The sequence below is a fragment of the Paenirhizobium daejeonense genome (assembly GCF_014280875.1).
Lineage (GTDB): Bacteria > Pseudomonadota > Alphaproteobacteria > Rhizobiales > Rhizobiaceae > Allorhizobium > Allorhizobium daejeonense.
In genome coordinates, this window is record NZ_JACLAL010000004.1 from 379,378 (window position 1) to 395,141 (window position 15,764).

The following is a 15,764-nucleotide window of genomic DNA, read 5'->3' on the forward strand; positions in this document are numbered from 1 at the left end:
CTCAGGGGTAGATGACGCCCTTACGCAGGATGACATTGGCGTAGAGCCGCGGTTCACCTGTCTGGATCACCGCATGGGCCGCGCGCACGCGGTCATAGAAGGCTGCACCCACGAGCGGCACGACGGTCATCTTCGGCTCATGGCCGGCGCAGCATGCAATGATCTCCTGATGAACGGGATCGAGCCGTTCGGGATCGGTGCCGACCGTCGAGCGAAAGATCGCCTGCGGCACGAAATCGTCGACGGGGAGAACGCTGAGAACGGCGTTGAGCACGGGGACGAGACCGTGACCATCGAGACGTACGAGACGCCTTGCATGTTCCAGCGCCGGGTAGTTGCCGTCGACGATGGCGATCTCGTCGCCATGGCCCATGGCGCGCAGCGTCGCCAGCAGGTCGGGGCTCAGAAGCGGGTCAATTCCCTTCAGCATTGTCTATTTCCTTGAAAAGGACCGTCTGGTCGATGAGGTAACGGGCAAAGATCGGCAGGCTAGCACCGCCGATAGCGCGGGCCTGGGGACCAACGATGCCTTCGATGATGTCGGGTGTGACGATACCCTGAAGGTCGAGGCGGTTGACTGCCGCGACTGTCGCCTTGACGAGGCGTGCGCGCACCCAATCGGGAAAGCCGCCGTCTATGATCGCGGCGGAAAAGTCAATGATGGAGACGGCCGCGACAATGGCCTGTGCCAGCGCCTCGGCGCTGTCCTGAATCCAGATTTCCAGCGGTTCGCCGAAATCGATCCACTCTTCGGCGGCATACCATAGGGGTTGGGGATCGAGGCCGCGTTCGCGCAGCAGGTTTTCCAGCACGAAGATCGAGGCAATCTCGAGCAACTGCGCCGTCTCCCCACGCTTGTTGCGTACGGGGAGCGGTGCGATTGCGCCGGCAGTGCCGGTGCGTCCCACGAAGACGGACGAGTTCAGGACGATGCCGCCGCCGATAAAGGAGCCGACGTAGAAATAGATGAAATCCGGATAGAGCGGGCCGGCGCCGAAGACGAGTTCCGCACCGCAGGCGCTCGTTGCATCGTTTTGCAGATATACAGGATAGCTGATCCGCGCCGAGACCTCCGCCTGCAGATCGAAACCGCGCCATGCATCCATGGCTCCTTCCGGTGCCCCTACTTCCTCGGCCCAGTTCCACAACTCGAAAGGTGCGGCAATGCCGACGCCGGCGACGCTATCCCGCTGAGCCGCCGGAATGGCGGCCTCAACCTCGGCGATGCCGTCGCTGATGAAGAAGAGGATCTCCTCGGGGTTTGGATAGCGATATGTGCGGTGAAGCTGCGTGCGGATCTTTCCGACGAAATCCATCAGTACCAGATCGGCGCTTCGCCGACCAATCTTCACGCCGAACGAAAAGACGGCCTCGGGGTTGAGATACATCGGGATTGAGGGCTGGCCCACCTTACCGCGCACCGGTTCGCCGCGCATCAGAAGTCCGTCTTTTTCCAGTGCACGCATGATGACCGAGACCGTCTGTGCCGAAAGGCCTGTGCGTCTCGCGATATCCGCCTTGGAGAGCCCGCGATGACGCCGGACGATCGAAAGCACGAGCCGTTCGTTGTAGGCGCGCACGCGCACCTGATTGGCGCCGCCGCCGGCGCTGATCGGTTCCGGCTCGCGGGTCGGCGATGGTGAATGGTCATGCGTCAAGGACATGGTCGCTCCTCTCGACCCTGTCCTACCGTGAAGTAGGGCAGGGCGCCAGCATGTCACATTGGATTAATAATTCAATTGGATTTATTTATTGACGTTCGAATTTTTTGATGTTCTAAATGACCACGTGGAGGAGAGGTACGACCCAGAGTGGCGTGCCAGACCGGGCAGTTTTTATTGCCCGGGCCGACATCTCGCGGCCGGAGGAGCCGGTCGAGTTATCTTCGGGAGGAAAATATGACAAAGTCACTGATCGCAGCAGCCCTGTCCACGCTTGCCCTGGGCGTTGTTTTCGCCGCCCCTGCAACCGCAGCAGACGTGTCCGCATGCCTGATTACCAAGACCGATACCAATCCCTTCTTCGTCAAGATGAAGGAAGGCGCGACGGCCAAGGCCAAGGAACTCGGCATTACTCTGAAATCCTATGCGGGTAAGGTCGATGGCGATCATGACAGCCAGGTTGCGGCTATCGAATCCTGCATTGCAGACGGCGCAAAGGGCATCCTGATCACCGCCTCCGATACCAAGGCTATCGTCGATCAGGTGAAGAAGGCGAAGGAAGCTGGCCTTCTGGTGATTGCGCTCGATACCCCGCTCGATCCCGCCGACGCAGCGGATGCCACTTTCGCAACCGACAACCTTCTGGCCGGAAAGCTGATCGGCCAATGGGCCGCGGCAACCCTCGGCGATAAGGCCAAGGATGCAAAGATTGGCTTCCTCGATCTCACTCCGTCACAGCCGACCGTAGACGTTCTGCGCGACCAGGGCTTTATGATCGGCTTCGGTATTGATCCTAAGGATCCGAACAAGATCGGTGACGAAGATGATCCGCGCATCGTCGGTCACGACGTGACCAACGGCAACGAGGAAGGCGGCCGCAAGGCCATGGAAAACCTTCTCCAGAAAGATCCGGATATCAACGTCATCCACACGATCAACGAACCGGCTGCCGTCGGTGCCTATCAGGCTCTGAAAGCTGTCGGCAAGGAGGGCGATGTCCTGATCGTGTCCGTCGATGGCGGATGCCCGGGTGTGAAATCCGTTGCCGAGGGTCAGATCGGTGCCACTTCGCAGCAATATCCGCTGCTGATGGCCTCGCTTGGTATCGAGGCGATTGCCAAATATGCGAAGGACGGCACCAAGCCGCAGCCGACGCCCGGCAAGAGCTTCTTCGATACGGGTGTATCGCTGGTGACCGACAAGCCGGCCCCGGGTGTCGAATCGATCGACACCAAGGTTGGTACGGATAAGTGCTGGGGCTGATCGACTGACAGATAACACTACGACATCATGAAGAAGGGGCGGTGCAGGCCGCCCCTTCCCAAGGTGCGCACGCACCTGTCCTGGCGCATCGGCCCGAAAATCGGAATCGATTTTCGGAAAGTCCGATGCACATAAACAAGACGTTAGAGCGTACTTTGTGCGTCCGAATGGACGTACGGCGCTCTAGGGGATGGAGACACGTCCATGGCAAGCATCCAGGAATTCGAGAAGGTTCTCGACAAGAGCGACGCGTCTGTCGCGGCATTCGAGGATCATTCGCCCCTTCGCAGGATACAGCATTTCCTGCATTCCACGCCGGCGGCGGTGCCGCTGATCGTGCTGATTGCATCGATCGCCATTTTCGGACTGGCCATCGGCGGCAAGTTCTTTTCCAGCTACACACTCACCCTGATCCTTCAGCAGATCGCGGTTGTCGGTATTCTCGGCGCGGCACAGACACTTGTGATCCTGACGGCCGGCATCGATCTGTCGATTGGCGTCGTCATGGTCATCTCGGCGGTGGTGATGGGCAACTGCGCCCTGCATTACGGCATGCCCTCGCCGATCGCCGTCGTTGTCGGACTGGGGGTGGGTACGCTTTGCGGCCTTCTGAACGGCTTTCTGGTGGCCAAGATCAAGTTGCCGCCGTTTATCGTGACGCTCGGTACCTGGAACATCGTGATGGCCACCAACTTCATCTATTCGGCCAACGAAACGTTGCGCGCCGCTGATATCGAAACGATCGCACCCTTCCTGCAGATATTTGGCGAAAGTTTCCGGGTCGGCAAAGCGGTCTTCACGCTCGGGGTCGTTTTCATGGTCGTCCTCATAGGCGTCCTCTGGTACGCGCTCAATCACACCGCCTGGGGCCGGCATCTTTATGCCGTGGGCGACGATCCGGAGGCGGCGCAACTCGCGGGCATCCGTTCGGATCGCGTGCTGCTCGGCACCTACGCGCTGGCCGGCTTCATCGCAGCGCTGGCGGCCTGGGTTTCCATCGGCCGTAACGGGTCGATTTCGCCTTCCGCGGCCGTCACCGAATACAATCTTCAGGCTATCACGGCGGCCGTTATCGGCGGTATCTCGCTCTTCGGCGGACGCGGGTCCATCCTCGGAACACTGTTCGGCGCACTGATCGTTGGAGTGGTCTCCATGGGTCTCAATATGCTCGGCGCCGATCCGCAGTGGAAGGTTCTCCTGACCGGCGTACTCATCATCTCGGCGGTTGCCGTCGACCAGTGGATCAGAAAGGTAGCAGGCTGATGGAACGCGCACCCATTCTTACCACCCGCGGTTTGGTCAAGCGTTATGGCCGCGTGACCGCCCTCGATAACGCCGATTTCGATCTCTATCCCGGCGAAATTCTTGCGGTGATCGGAGACAATGGCGCCGGAAAATCCTCGCTGATCAAGGCGATTTCCGGTGCGATCACGCCTGATGAGGGCGAGATCAGGCTGGACGGAACCCCCGTGAATTTCCGTAGCCCTATGGAGGCGCGCGACGCCGGCATTGAGACTGTGTACCAGAATCTTGCCCTTTCGCCGGCGCTTTCCATCGCCGACAACATGTTCCTCGGGCGGGAGATTCGCCGGCCGGGCATTATGGGGGCAGTGTTTCGTTCCCTGGACCGGAAGAGGATGGAAAAGATCGCGCGGGACAAGCTTTCCGAGCTCGGCCTGATGACCATCCAGAACATCAATCAGGCGGTGGAGACGCTTTCGGGTGGCCAGCGGCAGGGGGTTGCGGTTGCCCGTGCCGCTGCTTTCGGCTCCAAGGTGGTCATCATGGACGAACCGACGGCCGCCCTCGGGGTCAAGGAATCCCGCCGCGTTCTCGAACTTATCCTTGAGGTCCGTTCGCGGGGTCTGCCGATTGTGCTGATCTCGCATAATATGCCGCATGTCTTTGAGGTGGCTGACCGTATCCACATCCATCGCCTTGGGCGACGGCTTTGCGTCATCAATCCGAAGGACTACACGATGTCGGATGCAGTCGCCTTCATGACCGGCGCTCGCCCCGCACCGGAAGAGAACATCGCGGCATGACATCGGCCATGTCGGCGGTCGATACACTGGCGAAAGCCATCAGCGAACAGGCGACCGTTTCGCCGCGTCTGCTCGTCGCCATTTCCGGGCCTCCGGGTGCGGGAAAGTCCACTCTCGCGGAAGCTCTTGAAAAGGCGCTGATCGCGCAAGGCGTGCCGGCATCCATTCTGCCGATGGATGGATTTCACATGGATAACGCCGTGTTGGAAGAACGTGGGCTGCTCGCTCGCAAGGGGGCGCCCAACACCTTCGACGTCCGGGGACTCGTCGACATCGTGCGCGCTGTGAGGGAAGGTGGGGAAGTTCTGGTGCCGGTGTTCGATCGCACACGCGAACTCGCCATCGCCGCTGCACGTGCAATCCCGGCGGGGCCGCGTGTGGTGTTGGTTGAAGGAAATTATCTTTTGCTCGAAGAGCAACCATGGTCCGTGCTCGCACCGCTCTTCGACCTGACTGTGATGATCGCACCGCCGGCGGATGAACTCCGGCGCCGGCTGGAGGCCCGCTGGCGCTGTTTCGGCCTCGATGAAGAAGAAGTCGCAGCCAAGGTTGAAGAAAATGACTTGCCGAACGGCCGTCTTGTGCTTTCCCGCAGTCGCAAGGCCGATTTCGTCTATAGTGACACCTGACAATCCTTCCGATGCGCACTGTGAGAAGGCATTCCCCTTGCGGCCCAAGGGGAATGCAGCATGTTAGTCAGACCTAAAAATTTAAGAAGCGATTAATGTAGCAACGATTAAAATTGTCGCTAATTGCTTCAACGAATTTCAGGGTCCGGTTGCTACAACCCTTCCATGAACCAATGAGGAAATTCCCCCATCCACAAGCGATGCGGGGCCGATTTCATCGGATGGTGTGATGGAGGAGAACGGCAATGACTATCCTGATCGTAGAAGACAATGCGACGAACGCGCTGATCCTGAAGCGTCTCGCCGGAAAGGTCACAGACGAGGATATCATCATCGAGGCTGATGGTGCGCGGGCACTCTCCCTCTGCCACAACACTTTTTTCAGCATGCTTATCGTCGATTACATGGTGCCGGGTATGACCGGCCTGCAGTTCGTCAAGGCGATCCGCATGCTGCGTCGCTATGACGAAGTGCCTGTCATCATGATCACCGCCGATCAGGATCCGAAGTTGCGCGAAACCGCTGTTGCGATGGGCGTTACCGGATTCCTGACCAAGCCGGTCGATGCCGTCACTTTCCGCGACCTGCTCGCCGCCCATGTCGGCTACGCGCCGGCTACGCTCGCAGCTCATCGCTGATACGAGGGTCCGGACCATCCGCATGAGCAAGCTGACCAACGCAATTTCGGAAAACCCGGTTTGTTCGCCTCGCCTCGTGGCGTTGCGTAACGGCGAGCGGGCAGCCCGTCGTGTTGCCAAGGCCCGGTATGTCGGAGTTTCGCCATGACCGTTCTTGTCCGCAGCAGCGAAGTCATGAAGAAGGCCGGCAGCACTACCCTGATCTTGCAACTTCTCTCGGCTATCTTTCTCGCCGCCTTGATCATGCTGGCGTTCCAGATCTCCCGTCAGTTTCTGTCCCTGCAGGATGGCACCGGAGAGAACGCGGTCTGGTCTGTCTATCAGCTCGATCGAGACATCCGCGCAGTCGGCACGGCTGTCGACGAACTCCGCCATCAGCGGGGAGCGGAAGACTTCGCCTCCACGCTTTCGCAAATACTCGACGCTGCTCACAGGCAAATCGCACATCTCCGCGAGCCGCAGTTCGATCGCTTCATTTCCGGGGATGCCGATGCCTCGGCGTTTCTTGCCGAGATTGACGCCGCCGTCGCGCGTTTTACCCCGCTCGCGCAGGCCAGCCTTCCGGGCCGGCAGTTGGAAGGCGCGCGACTCGACGCTCTGGCGGAGACGGTGGCCGGCCTTGTGCGGATCAGCGAAAAGCTTCTCGCCCATACCAACATGCAGCTTCACAATGAGCGCGTCGCCGCCCGTGAAACCGTCGTCCGGCTTGAAAAGACTTCAGCCGTGATGCTTGGCCTGTTGATGGTCTCGGTTGTATTCCTCGTTGCTACTCTTCGCCGTCAGCTGAAGTCTGTTCGCAAGACGGGTACCGAGCTTGAGACGATGGCACGGCAGTTGACGGAAGCTCTTGAAGGTGCAGACGCCGGAAACCGCGCCAAGTCGCAGTTCATGGCAACCATGGGCCACGAGATCCGCACGCCTCTGAACGCGATCCTCGGCATGTCCGAACTGCTGGAACTGTCGCAGCTGCCTTCCGATGCCCTCTCAAGCGTCAAGACCATCCGCTCCTCGGGCGAGGCGTTGCTGGAGATCATCAACGAGATCCTCGATTATTCGAAGATCGAACATGGTAAGATGGAACTTGAGGAGCGCATCGTCGATGTCGCCTCCCTGGCGGAGACCACGGTCAGCATTATTCGCGGTCGTGCTGACGACCACGAAAACACGGTCGTTCTCGATATCCCGGAATCGCTCGATGCGCTCTATGTCCGCACCGATCCGACCCGCCTACGGCAAGTGCTCCTCAACCTGCTGTCCAACGCCGTGAAGTTCACCAAGAACGGCACCGTTACGCTGCGGCTGCGGGAGTTTTATCGTCACGGTAAGCTGATGCTGCGCTTCGAAGTCGAGGATACGGGTATCGGCATCGATGAAGCCGGCCTTTCGAAGCTCTTCAAGCCATTCTCCCAGGTCGACGCCTCGATCAGCCGCAAATATGGCGGCACCGGTCTAGGCCTTACCATCTGCAAGCAGATCGTCGAAAAGCTTGGCGGCGAACTCGGCATGAGCAGCACCGTCGGCGTTGGTAGCATCTTCTGGTTCGAACTGGGAGTGATTGCCGTCGGCAAGGACGAGATGCGCCGGCTTTCTGCTGTAAAGAGCCAGAAGAGCCACGAGCTTCCCCGTCTGCGTATTTTGCTTGTCGAGGACAACAGGGTCAACCAGCAGGTCGCAACCCGTTTCCTCAACCATCTCGGCCAGGACGTCACCGTCGCCAACGACGGCGCGGAAGCGGTCTCCATGGCGTCCGCCCAGAGTTTCGACGTCATTCTGATGGACATGCAGATGCCAGTTATGGATGGCATCGAGGCGACACGCCGGATTATCTCCGAGCGCGGCCCGTGCGCTGCCGTCCCGATCATCGCGATGACCGCGAATGCGTCCGATGACGACCGTCGCCGTTGCCTGGATGCTGGCATGGCCGGTTTCGAATCCAAGCCTGTTACAATGGAAAGGTTGCGCAACGTGATCTCGTCGCTGAACGAAACCCTGGCCGCCGAATTTGTTGAGGCTCCGGCCGACGACGACGGTCTGCCGGATCCGGTCCTGCTCGGTGCTGTGGATCTTCCGGGCCTGCCGCAGCTCTGCCCTGATGGTCTTGATGAAGCCCGCTATGCGGAACTCGTTGATGCTCTCGGCGAGGATGTTTTCCAGGAACTGGTCGAATCCTTCTTCGACGATGCCTCCACGCTGATCGACGAACTGCATGGCGCGCTGAAAAGCCGCGACATCAACCAGATCGACCGAGTGCTGCACACGATCAAGGGGGCGGCCGTGAATGTCGGGCTCACCGAAATTGCCGGCAAGGCCAATTCGCTGCGCGAACAGCAGCCGACCATGGCCGATGTCGAAATGCTCACCAATGAAATCGAAACGATGAAGTTCAAGCTGGTTGCTTGAGTACTAGGAGGCGTCAATGCGTATCTTGCTGGTGGACGATAACAGCACCAACCTGAAGCTCCTGACGAAGCTCGTCGGCAAGCTTGAAGACTGTGAGGCGGTTGCCTTCTCGAGCCCGGATGAGGTTCTTTCCTCCCTGCCGGATATCGATTTCGACATCGCCATCATCGACTACCAGATGCCGGTCTACAACGGCGTCGAACTCTACACGGAGATCGTCCGCTTCGACAAATATGCCGACGTACCGGTCGTCTTCGTCACCGCAGACAAGGACATGACTACGCGCATGGCCGCGCTGAACGCCGGGGCGATCGATTTTCTCACCAAGCCGGTCAATCCGGTTGAGTTCCAGGCTCGCGTTCAGAACATCGTCAGCCTGTCGCGTGCGCGCCGTCAGCTTGCCGACCAGGCCGAATGGCTGCGTCGCGAAGTGGATCGCGCCGTTGGTGAACTTCGTCTGCGTGAGCAGGAGATCATTCATCGCCTCACGGTCGCCGCTGGCTACAAGGATCCGGAAACGTCGCGCCACACGCTGCGTGTCGCCGCCTATTCCGAGGCGATTGCACTCGAAATGGGCCTTACCCCGGAGTTCTGCAACGATATCCGCATGGCGGCGCCGATGCATGATATCGGCAAGGTCGCGATGCCGGATACGGTGCTTTTGAAGCAGGGCCGCCTGACGGAAGCCGAATACCGCCAGATGCAGGCTCATGCCCAGATCGGCAGCGACATCCTCTCCCGTTCGCATTCGTCGCTGCTGCAACTCGCCTCGGAAATCGCCGTCAGCCATCATGAGCGATGGGACGGGCAGGGATACCCGAACCGTCTCTCCGGTGCCGCGATACCGATTTCCGGCCGTATCGTCTGCATTGCCGATAATTTCGATGCGCTGACCACCGAGCGTCCCTACAAGCCGGCCTGGAGCTTCGAACGCACCGTAGAGCACATCCTCGGTCGCGCCGGTACCCAGTTCGATCCGGATTGTGTTGCCGCCTTCGAGCGCGCCCTGCCGCGCATCCGGCAGATCATGGAGGACGACCGTCGCGAGCAGGCCCAGGAGGCCATGCAGAAGACGTTCACTCCCTCCAGCGAAAAGGTCGCCTGAAAGGCGGCTTTGATCGGCTGATGGAACATGGTATCTGCGGGCGATAATCGAGGCCCGGAGATACCATCATGCGCACCCTTACCATTCGCCGCCCGGATGACTGGCACCTGCACCTGCGGGACGGCGCCATGCTTGATGGGGTGATTGGTGACACCAGCCGGCATTTCGCGCGCGCCATCATCATGCCGAACCTCGTGCCGCCGGTCGTGACAACGGCCGATGCACGCGCCTATCGCGAGCGCATCATGGCCGCCCTGCCGACGGGCGATCGTTTCGAGCCGCTGATGACGCTCTATCTGACGGAAGATACCAATCCCGACGATGTCGAGGAAGGCAGGAAGAGCGGCCTGATCACTGCTGTGAAGCTCTACCCGGCAGGCGCCACCACCAATTCGCACGGCGGTGTACGCAACTTCGAAAACGCCATGCCGGTTCTGGAGCGCATGGCGAAGATCGGCTTGCCGCTCTGCGTTCATGGTGAGGTCACGACACCGGAAGTCGACATCTTCGACCGCGAGAAGGCGTTCATCGACACCGTGCTAGATCCCCTCCGCCGCCGCCTGCCGGAACTGAAGGTGACAATGGAGCATGTCACGACCTCGGATGGAGTAGATTACATCCGCTCTTCCGACCGCAACATTGCCGGATCGATTACCACTCATCACCTGATCATCAACCGCAACGCCATTCTGGTTGGCGGTATCAAGCCGCATTACTACTGCCTGCCTGTAGCCAAGCGCGAGAGCCACCGGCTGGCGCTGCGTGCGGCCGCAACGTCGGGCGACGCCCGCTTCTTCCTCGGCACGGATTCCGCACCGCATGTCGATCCGTTGAAGGAATGCGCCTGCGGTTGCGCCGGCATCTACACCTCGATCAATACCATGAGCTGCCTTGCCCATGTCTTCGAGCAGGAAAACGCCCTTGATCGCCTGGAAGCATTCGCTTCGTTGAACGGGCCGGCATGGTACGGCCTTGCGCCAAACGACGAAACAATCACGTTGGAAAGGGGCGATGAGCCGGTTGAGTTCCCTGCGAAGATCGAGACGGGGGCTGGCCCGGTGACAGTGTTCGATCCTATGTTCCCGCTCTTTTGGCAGGTTCGCTAAATTGACTGCGGATTGCTAGGATTTTCACAATTCGGGTAATCTTTTGGAGAGAAGCTGCAGTTAGCGTCCGTCAGGGGAGGGACGTAATGATTTCAGGCTGAAGAGAGCGCTTGGCATGATGCTTGATTACAATTCTCTTCTGCTTGCACTTGGTTTCTCCGCCACTTGCCTGATGGTCACTCTTCTTGGAACCTGGGTTTCGCGCCGCGCCGATTCCTTCCTTCTGACCCTTGTCGTCGCACTTTTCTTTATCGTCATCGGCATCTTTGCCTTCAGTTCCTACACCATGGAAACCGGCATGCTCATGGCATCGGTCGCCTATGCGTTCCTGATGGCCGGCTTCAGCACGATCTATGCCGGTTCCGCCCAGTTCCGGACTGCTCAAAGCCCATGGATGTTGTCGGCCGCTCTCTCAGCCATCACGATCGCACCCGGTCTTCCGCTGATGGCGTGGGGCCTGGACGGAGTAGCGTTCATCTTCATGAATACGGCGACGGCCGTGCTCTTGATCGGCACGGGCTGGCAATACTGGCGCGCGCGTGCGGAAGCGCCGGGGCCGCTCACGGGGATGGTTTTCCTGTACGTGCTGAGCGGGATCTCCTTCATCCTGTGCGCCGGCGTCCTGCTTTACAAACGGCAGTGGGTTCTTGGCCACGCTCCGAACAATTGGGCTGAAAATCTCAATCTCGCGATCTGCATCGCCGGCATGTCCGGTATCGGTGCCCTTTCACTGGCTCTTCATCAGTGGCGGCTTGCAGCACGGCATCGCCATGAGGCCAATACCGATCCGCTGACTGGCCTGCTCAACCGCCGTGCACTTTTCGATCGCGTCTCCGGCCGTCCGGTCGGTTTGAAAACCGCAGTCGTCCTCTTCGATATCGACCGTTTCAAGTCGATCAACGATCAGCATGGCCATGCGGCCGGTGACCTGGTGATCAGGATATTCGCCGAGGAGCTGACCAATGGCACCGGCGGCCAGCACACGGTCGCCCGCCTCGGAGGCGAGGAATTCGCCATCATCCTAGCCAACACTTTGCCGGGCCGCGCTGAACGTGTGGCGGACGATATCGTCCGCAGCTTTGCTTCGCGGGAAATCCGCTTAGGAGAGGCGACGCTGCAATGTACGGTCAGTGCCGGCGTCGCCTTTGGCTCGCCGGACGCCGATAATTTCGAGGTCGTCCTCAATCTTGCCGATACAGCGCTCTATCAGGCTAAGCGCAACGGCCGGAACCGTGTGCAGATGGCGGAGTTCCTGCATCGGGTCGAAACGGTGGAAACCCGAAGCAACGCTTCCCCCTGAAAGCCCGAACTCTCTAGCATCTGAGGGCACATGCTGCTATTCGCCTGAGCAGGACGATAAGGAGCGGGCGCATGATCCAGACGACATTTTCCGAACCGGCCGTGATGGCCGAACTCGTGGCCAGGATGCTTTGGGAGATCAAGGCGGTGCATTTCAATGCAGCCGAACCCTACAAGCTTTCTTCCGGCATGCGCAGCCCCGTTTATATCGATTGCCGCAAGCTCCTTTCATATCCGCGCATTCGTTCGGCCGTGATGGATTTTGCCGCCGCGACCCTCATGCGCAATGCCGGCTTTGAGCAGTTTGACTGCATCGCCGGGGGCGAGACTGCGGGCATCCCGTTTGCCGCCCTGCTTGCAGATCGCCTCGGCCTGCCGATGATCTATGTCCGCAAGGCTCCGAAGGGTCATGGCCGCAATGCCCAGATCGAAGGCCATATGCCGGAAGGCTCCCGCGTCCTCGTCATCGAGGACCTGACGACGGCCGGCGGCAGCATGTTCAAGTTCATAGACGCCGTACGCGCTGCCGGCGGCATGGTCGATCATGGCATCGCGCTCTTCTACTACGGCATCTTCGCCGAGGCCGAGGAGCGCTTCACCAACGGCAATGTGAAGCTGCACTACATCGCTACCTGGCGGAACGTGCTGGCCGTTGCGCGTGAACAGAAGCTTTTCGATGAAAAGACTTTGTCGGAAGTCGAGGCTTTCCTCGATGCGCCGCTTGCATGGTCGGGCCGCAACGGCGGCGTCACCGAACTCGCCTGACGCATCGACGCGAAAATGGGGAGCCAAAGCGCCGTTTGTGTGCCTAATGGACGCATAGCGCTCTGCAAGGAAAAGCAGTTGTGGCGTTTTCGCGAGAATTGCTTTAAATCGATTTAAATTCGTTCTTGGGAAGGGAGGATGCCCGAATGATCCTGTGCTGTGGAGAAGCGCTCATCGACATGTTGCCGCGGGAAACGACGCGCGGCGAAAGGGCGTTTTCACCCTATGCCGGCGGCGCGATTTTCAACACCGCGATCGCGCTCGGGCGTCTTGGTATCCCGACCGGTTTTTTCACCGGCCTTTCCGACGACATGATGGGCGACATCCTGCGTGAGACGCTGCAGCAGAGTAATGTCGACTACTCCTTCTGCGCGACCCTTTCGCGGCCGACGACCATCGCTTTCGTAAAGCTGGTGGATGGTCATGCGAGCTATGCCTTCTATGACGAGAACACCGCTGGCCGTATGATCACCGAGGGCGATCTGCCGGTTCTCGGCGATGACTGCGAGGCTCTGCACTTCGGCGCAATCAGCCTTATTCCAGAACCCTGTGGCGCTACCTATGAAGCGTTGCTGGTTCGCGAACAGGCAAAGCGCGTCATCTCGCTCGACCCGAATATCCGGCCCGGATTCATCAAGGACAAGCAGGCGCATATGGCGCGCATCAACCGCATGGCTGCCATGTCCGACATCATCAAGTTTTCCGACGAGGATCTCGTCTGGTTCGGCCTTGAGGGCGATCAGGATACGCTCGCCCGCCACTGGCTGAACAAGGGCGCCAAGCTCGTCGTCATTACCCGCGGTGCGGAAGGAGCGACGGGTTACACCGCCGGTTTCAAGCTTTCCGTTCCGAGCGAACGCGTCGAGGTCGTCGATACCGTCGGAGCCGGCGATACCTTCGACGCCGGCATTCTCGCTTCGCTGAAGCGTCAGGACAAGCTTACCAAGGAAAAGATCGCCACGCTTGACGAAGCGGGTGTCGAGGCGGCTCTGCGTCTCGGTGCGAAGGCCGCTGCCGTAACGGTATCGAGGGCAGGAGCCAACCCGCCCTTCGCCGCCGAAATCGGCTTCTGAGGCGCGGCGCACTCTCTTATCTCAGCGCGCCTCAGTTATTTCTCTTTTCACAAGTTGTCGCGGCCTTAGCCGCGCGCAGTCTTCAATGCGGCAACGAGACCGGCGGTCGAACTGTCGTGCCCGGTCGCCGCGACCTTGCCTTCCACCACAGGCAGAAGACCGGTCGCCAGTTCCTTGCCCAGCTCGACACCCCACTGGTCGAACGAGTTGATGCGGAAGATCACGCCTTCCACGAAGACGCGGTGCTCATAAAGCGCGATTAGCCTGCCGAGCGCAAAGGGCGTCAGTTGGTCGTAGACGAAGGTGATCGACGGACGGTTACCCGAAAATACCCGATGCGGCGCGAGGAAATCGGCGGTTGCCTCCTCCATGCCCTTTGCCATCAGCTGCGCCTTCGCTTCCGCAAGCGTACGGCCGCGCATCAGGGCTTCCGACTGAGCAAGGCAATTGGAAATCAGCAGTTCATGCTGGTGCCGCAGTTCCGGTTCGAAGCCGTTTGCGGCGATCATGAATTCGGCCGGGATGATGCTCGTGCCCTGATGAATGAGCTGGTAGAAGGCGTGTTGGCCGTTGGTGCCTGGTTCGCCCCAGACGACAGGACCGGAGCCTCCCGCAACGGGCTTGCCGTCAATCGTCACGCTCTTGCCGTTCGATTCCATGTCGAGCTGCTGCAGGTAGGCAGGGAAGCGCGACAGCCGCTGGTCATAGGGCAGGATGGCGCGCGTCGGATAGCCGAGCACGTTGCGATGATAGACGCCGATTGCGCCAAGCAGCATCGGCAGGTTCTTCGAGAACGGGGCTGTGCGGAAATGCTGATCCATGGCATGGGCGCCATCGAGGAAGCGGCCGAAATTCTCGGGGCCGATGGCGAGCATCAGCGGCAGGCCGATCGCAGACCAGATCGAATAGCGTCCGCCGACCCAGTCCCAGAAACCGAAGACCCGCTCGGGAGCAATGCCGAAGGCCGCAACCTTGTCGAGTGCGGTGGAGACGGCTGCAAAATGCGCGCCGACGGCATCTTCGCCAAGCGCCTTGGCGATGAAGGCGCGGGCCGTCTGGGCGTTGGTCATTGTCTCGATGGTGGTGAACGTTTTGGACGCCACGATGAACAGCGTCGTTTCGGCGGAAAGCAGCTTCAGCGTATCGGCGATGTGAGCGCCGTCGACGTTCGATACGAAATGCAGGCGCGGACCGTCATGGAAGGGCGCGAGCGCCAGTGTCGCCATGGCCGGGCCGAGATCCGAGCCGCCGATGCCGATGTTGACGACATCGGTGATGGCCTTGCCCGTCGCACCGGTCAGCTCGCCGGAACGGATCGCTTCGGCAAAAGCGCCCATCGCGGCGAGCACCCCATTGACGTCAGGCATCACGTCGGCGCCATCGACGATGACGGGCGTGTTCGCGCGGTTGCGGAGCGCGGTGTGCAGGACGGCGCGATCTTCGGTGAAGTTGATCTTCTCCCCGGCAAACATCGAATCGCGCTTCTCGGCAACGCCAGCCTTTGTGCAAAGCTCTTCGAGCAGCGCCATGATTTCGTCGTTCACGGCGCACTTCGAATAGTCCATCAGCAGGTCGTCGAAAGACGTGCTGAAGCGGGTGAAGCGCTGGGCGTCGGCGGCAAAGGCGGCTCGCAGGTCCTCCGCTCGGGTGGCGGCGGCAGTGCTGGTGAGTTTGTCGATGATGGCCTGCATCTTCGTTTCCCTGGTTGGCAAAGATGAGGGCGACACTATTCTGGGGAATGCGCCCGATCAAGGCGCAGTCCATCGGAATAGAGCATCGA

Annotated in this window: 15 protein-coding genes; 12 read left to right on the plus strand and 3 right to left on the minus strand. The window is 60.0% G+C overall.

Annotated elements, in window-relative coordinates:
- Position 1 precedes the first annotated feature (1 nt).
- Together H4I99_RS11700 and H4I99_RS11705 are read right to left on the minus strand one after the other, a co-directional pair.
- Complete coding sequence (locus H4I99_RS11700) at positions 2–430, minus strand: RbsD/FucU family protein (protein WP_163903186.1); 429 nt, start codon at positions 428–430, stop codon at positions 2–4.
- On the minus strand, positions 414–1,664 hold the full coding sequence (locus H4I99_RS11705) for an ROK family transcriptional regulator (RefSeq protein WP_163903189.1): 1,251 nt from the start codon (positions 1,662–1,664) through the stop codon (positions 414–416). Before H4I99_RS11705 ends, H4I99_RS11700 begins: the two co-directional genes overlap by 17 nt.
- Positions 1,665–1,898: 234 nt before the next feature.
- Between H4I99_RS11705 and H4I99_RS11710 the strand changes: the two genes are divergently transcribed.
- The 12 genes from H4I99_RS11710 to H4I99_RS11760 all read left to right on the plus strand — a co-directional run bounded on the left by H4I99_RS11710 (position 1,899) and on the right by H4I99_RS11760 (position 13,984).
- On the plus strand, positions 1,899–2,924 hold the full coding sequence (locus H4I99_RS11710; protein WP_163903191.1) for a sugar ABC transporter substrate-binding protein: 1,026 nt from the start codon (positions 1,899–1,901) through the stop codon (positions 2,922–2,924).
- A 204-nt stretch (positions 2,925–3,128) separates the two neighbouring features.
- On the plus strand, positions 3,129–4,187 hold the full coding sequence (locus tag H4I99_RS11715; protein ID WP_163903193.1) for an ABC transporter permease: 1,059 nt from the start codon (positions 3,129–3,131) through the stop codon (positions 4,185–4,187).
- Entirely contained in the window at positions 4,187–4,969 is a 783-nt protein-coding gene (locus H4I99_RS11720; RefSeq protein ID WP_163903195.1) for an ATP-binding cassette domain-containing protein, read from the plus strand. Before H4I99_RS11715 ends, H4I99_RS11720 begins: the two co-directional genes overlap by 1 nt.
- The gene (locus H4I99_RS11725) at positions 4,966–5,598 is read left to right on the plus strand and encodes a nucleoside/nucleotide kinase family protein (RefSeq protein WP_425314376.1); all 633 of its coding nucleotides are present in this window, start codon (positions 4,966–4,968) and stop codon (positions 5,596–5,598) included. The genes H4I99_RS11720 and H4I99_RS11725 overlap by 4 nt, the downstream gene beginning before the upstream one ends.
- A gap of 245 nt (positions 5,599–5,843) precedes the next feature.
- The gene (locus tag H4I99_RS11730) at positions 5,844–6,236 is read left to right on the plus strand and encodes a response regulator (protein ID WP_163903197.1); all 393 of its coding nucleotides are present in this window, start codon (positions 5,844–5,846) and stop codon (positions 6,234–6,236) included.
- 22 nt (positions 6,237–6,258) lie between these two features.
- Positions 6,259–6,384, plus strand: coding sequence for a hypothetical protein (locus H4I99_RS24700; RefSeq protein ID WP_280513869.1), 126 nt, complete (start codon positions 6,259–6,261; stop codon positions 6,382–6,384).
- Complete coding sequence (locus tag H4I99_RS11735; RefSeq protein ID WP_244625039.1) at positions 6,381–8,636, plus strand: ATP-binding protein; 2,256 nt, start codon at positions 6,381–6,383, stop codon at positions 8,634–8,636. The genes H4I99_RS24700 and H4I99_RS11735 overlap by 4 nt, the downstream gene beginning before the upstream one ends.
- Before the next feature lie 16 nt (positions 8,637–8,652).
- The gene (locus tag H4I99_RS11740; protein WP_163903199.1) at positions 8,653–9,741 is read left to right on the plus strand and encodes a response regulator; all 1,089 of its coding nucleotides are present in this window, start codon (positions 8,653–8,655) and stop codon (positions 9,739–9,741) included.
- Positions 9,742–9,809: 68 nt separating this feature from the next.
- Positions 9,810–10,847 carry a dihydroorotase gene (pyrC, locus tag H4I99_RS11745; protein WP_163903201.1) on the plus strand — a complete coding sequence of 346 codons (1,038 nt, stop codon included), beginning with the start codon at positions 9,810–9,812 and terminating at the stop codon, positions 10,845–10,847.
- Positions 10,848–10,962: 115 nt separating this feature from the next.
- Complete coding sequence (locus tag H4I99_RS11750; protein ID WP_163903203.1) at positions 10,963–12,147, plus strand: GGDEF domain-containing protein; 1,185 nt, start codon at positions 10,963–10,965, stop codon at positions 12,145–12,147.
- Between the two features lie 71 nt (positions 12,148–12,218).
- Positions 12,219–12,911, plus strand: coding sequence for an orotate phosphoribosyltransferase (locus tag H4I99_RS11755; RefSeq protein ID WP_163903205.1), 693 nt, complete (start codon positions 12,219–12,221; stop codon positions 12,909–12,911).
- Between the two features lie 146 nt (positions 12,912–13,057).
- Complete coding sequence (locus tag H4I99_RS11760; protein ID WP_163903207.1) at positions 13,058–13,984, plus strand: carbohydrate kinase family protein; 927 nt, start codon at positions 13,058–13,060, stop codon at positions 13,982–13,984.
- 65 nt (positions 13,985–14,049) lie between these two features.
- Here the strand turns inward: H4I99_RS11760 and pgi are convergent, their stop codons facing one another.
- Complete coding sequence (pgi, locus tag H4I99_RS11765) at positions 14,050–15,675, minus strand: glucose-6-phosphate isomerase (RefSeq protein WP_163903209.1); 1,626 nt, start codon at positions 15,673–15,675, stop codon at positions 14,050–14,052.
- Between the last annotated feature and the right edge of the window lie 89 nt (positions 15,676–15,764).

Excerpts from the sequence above, each read along its gene's own strand:
- H4I99_RS11700 (WP_163903186.1), bottom strand. The coding sequence starts at position 430 with ATGCTGAAGGGAATTGACCCGCTTCTGAGCCCCGACCTGCTGGCGACG.
- H4I99_RS11705 (WP_163903189.1), bottom strand. The coding sequence starts at position 1,664 with ATGTCCTTGACGCATGACCATTCACCATCGCCGACCCGCGAGCCGGAA.
- H4I99_RS11710 (WP_163903191.1), top strand. The coding sequence starts at position 1,899 with ATGACAAAGTCACTGATCGCAGCAGCCCTGTCCACGCTTGCCCTGGGC.
- H4I99_RS11715 (WP_163903193.1), top strand. The coding sequence starts at position 3,129 with ATGGCAAGCATCCAGGAATTCGAGAAGGTTCTCGACAAGAGCGACGCG.
- H4I99_RS11720 (WP_163903195.1), top strand. The coding sequence starts at position 4,187 with ATGGAACGCGCACCCATTCTTACCACCCGCGGTTTGGTCAAGCGTTAT.
- H4I99_RS11725 (WP_425314376.1), top strand. The coding sequence starts at position 4,966 with ATGACATCGGCCATGTCGGCGGTCGATACACTGGCGAAAGCCATCAGC.
- H4I99_RS11730 (WP_163903197.1), top strand. The coding sequence starts at position 5,844 with ATGACTATCCTGATCGTAGAAGACAATGCGACGAACGCGCTGATCCTG.
- H4I99_RS24700 (WP_280513869.1), top strand. The coding sequence starts at position 6,259 with ATGAGCAAGCTGACCAACGCAATTTCGGAAAACCCGGTTTGTTCGCCT.
- H4I99_RS11735 (WP_244625039.1), top strand. The coding sequence starts at position 6,381 with ATGACCGTTCTTGTCCGCAGCAGCGAAGTCATGAAGAAGGCCGGCAGC.
- H4I99_RS11740 (WP_163903199.1), top strand. The coding sequence starts at position 8,653 with ATGCGTATCTTGCTGGTGGACGATAACAGCACCAACCTGAAGCTCCTG.
- pyrC (WP_163903201.1), top strand. The coding sequence starts at position 9,810 with ATGCGCACCCTTACCATTCGCCGCCCGGATGACTGGCACCTGCACCTG.
- H4I99_RS11750 (WP_163903203.1), top strand. The coding sequence starts at position 10,963 with ATGATGCTTGATTACAATTCTCTTCTGCTTGCACTTGGTTTCTCCGCC.
- H4I99_RS11755 (WP_163903205.1), top strand. The coding sequence starts at position 12,219 with ATGATCCAGACGACATTTTCCGAACCGGCCGTGATGGCCGAACTCGTG.
- H4I99_RS11760 (WP_163903207.1), top strand. The coding sequence starts at position 13,058 with ATGATCCTGTGCTGTGGAGAAGCGCTCATCGACATGTTGCCGCGGGAA.
- pgi (WP_163903209.1), bottom strand. The coding sequence starts at position 15,675 with ATGCAGGCCATCATCGACAAACTCACCAGCACTGCCGCCGCCACCCGA.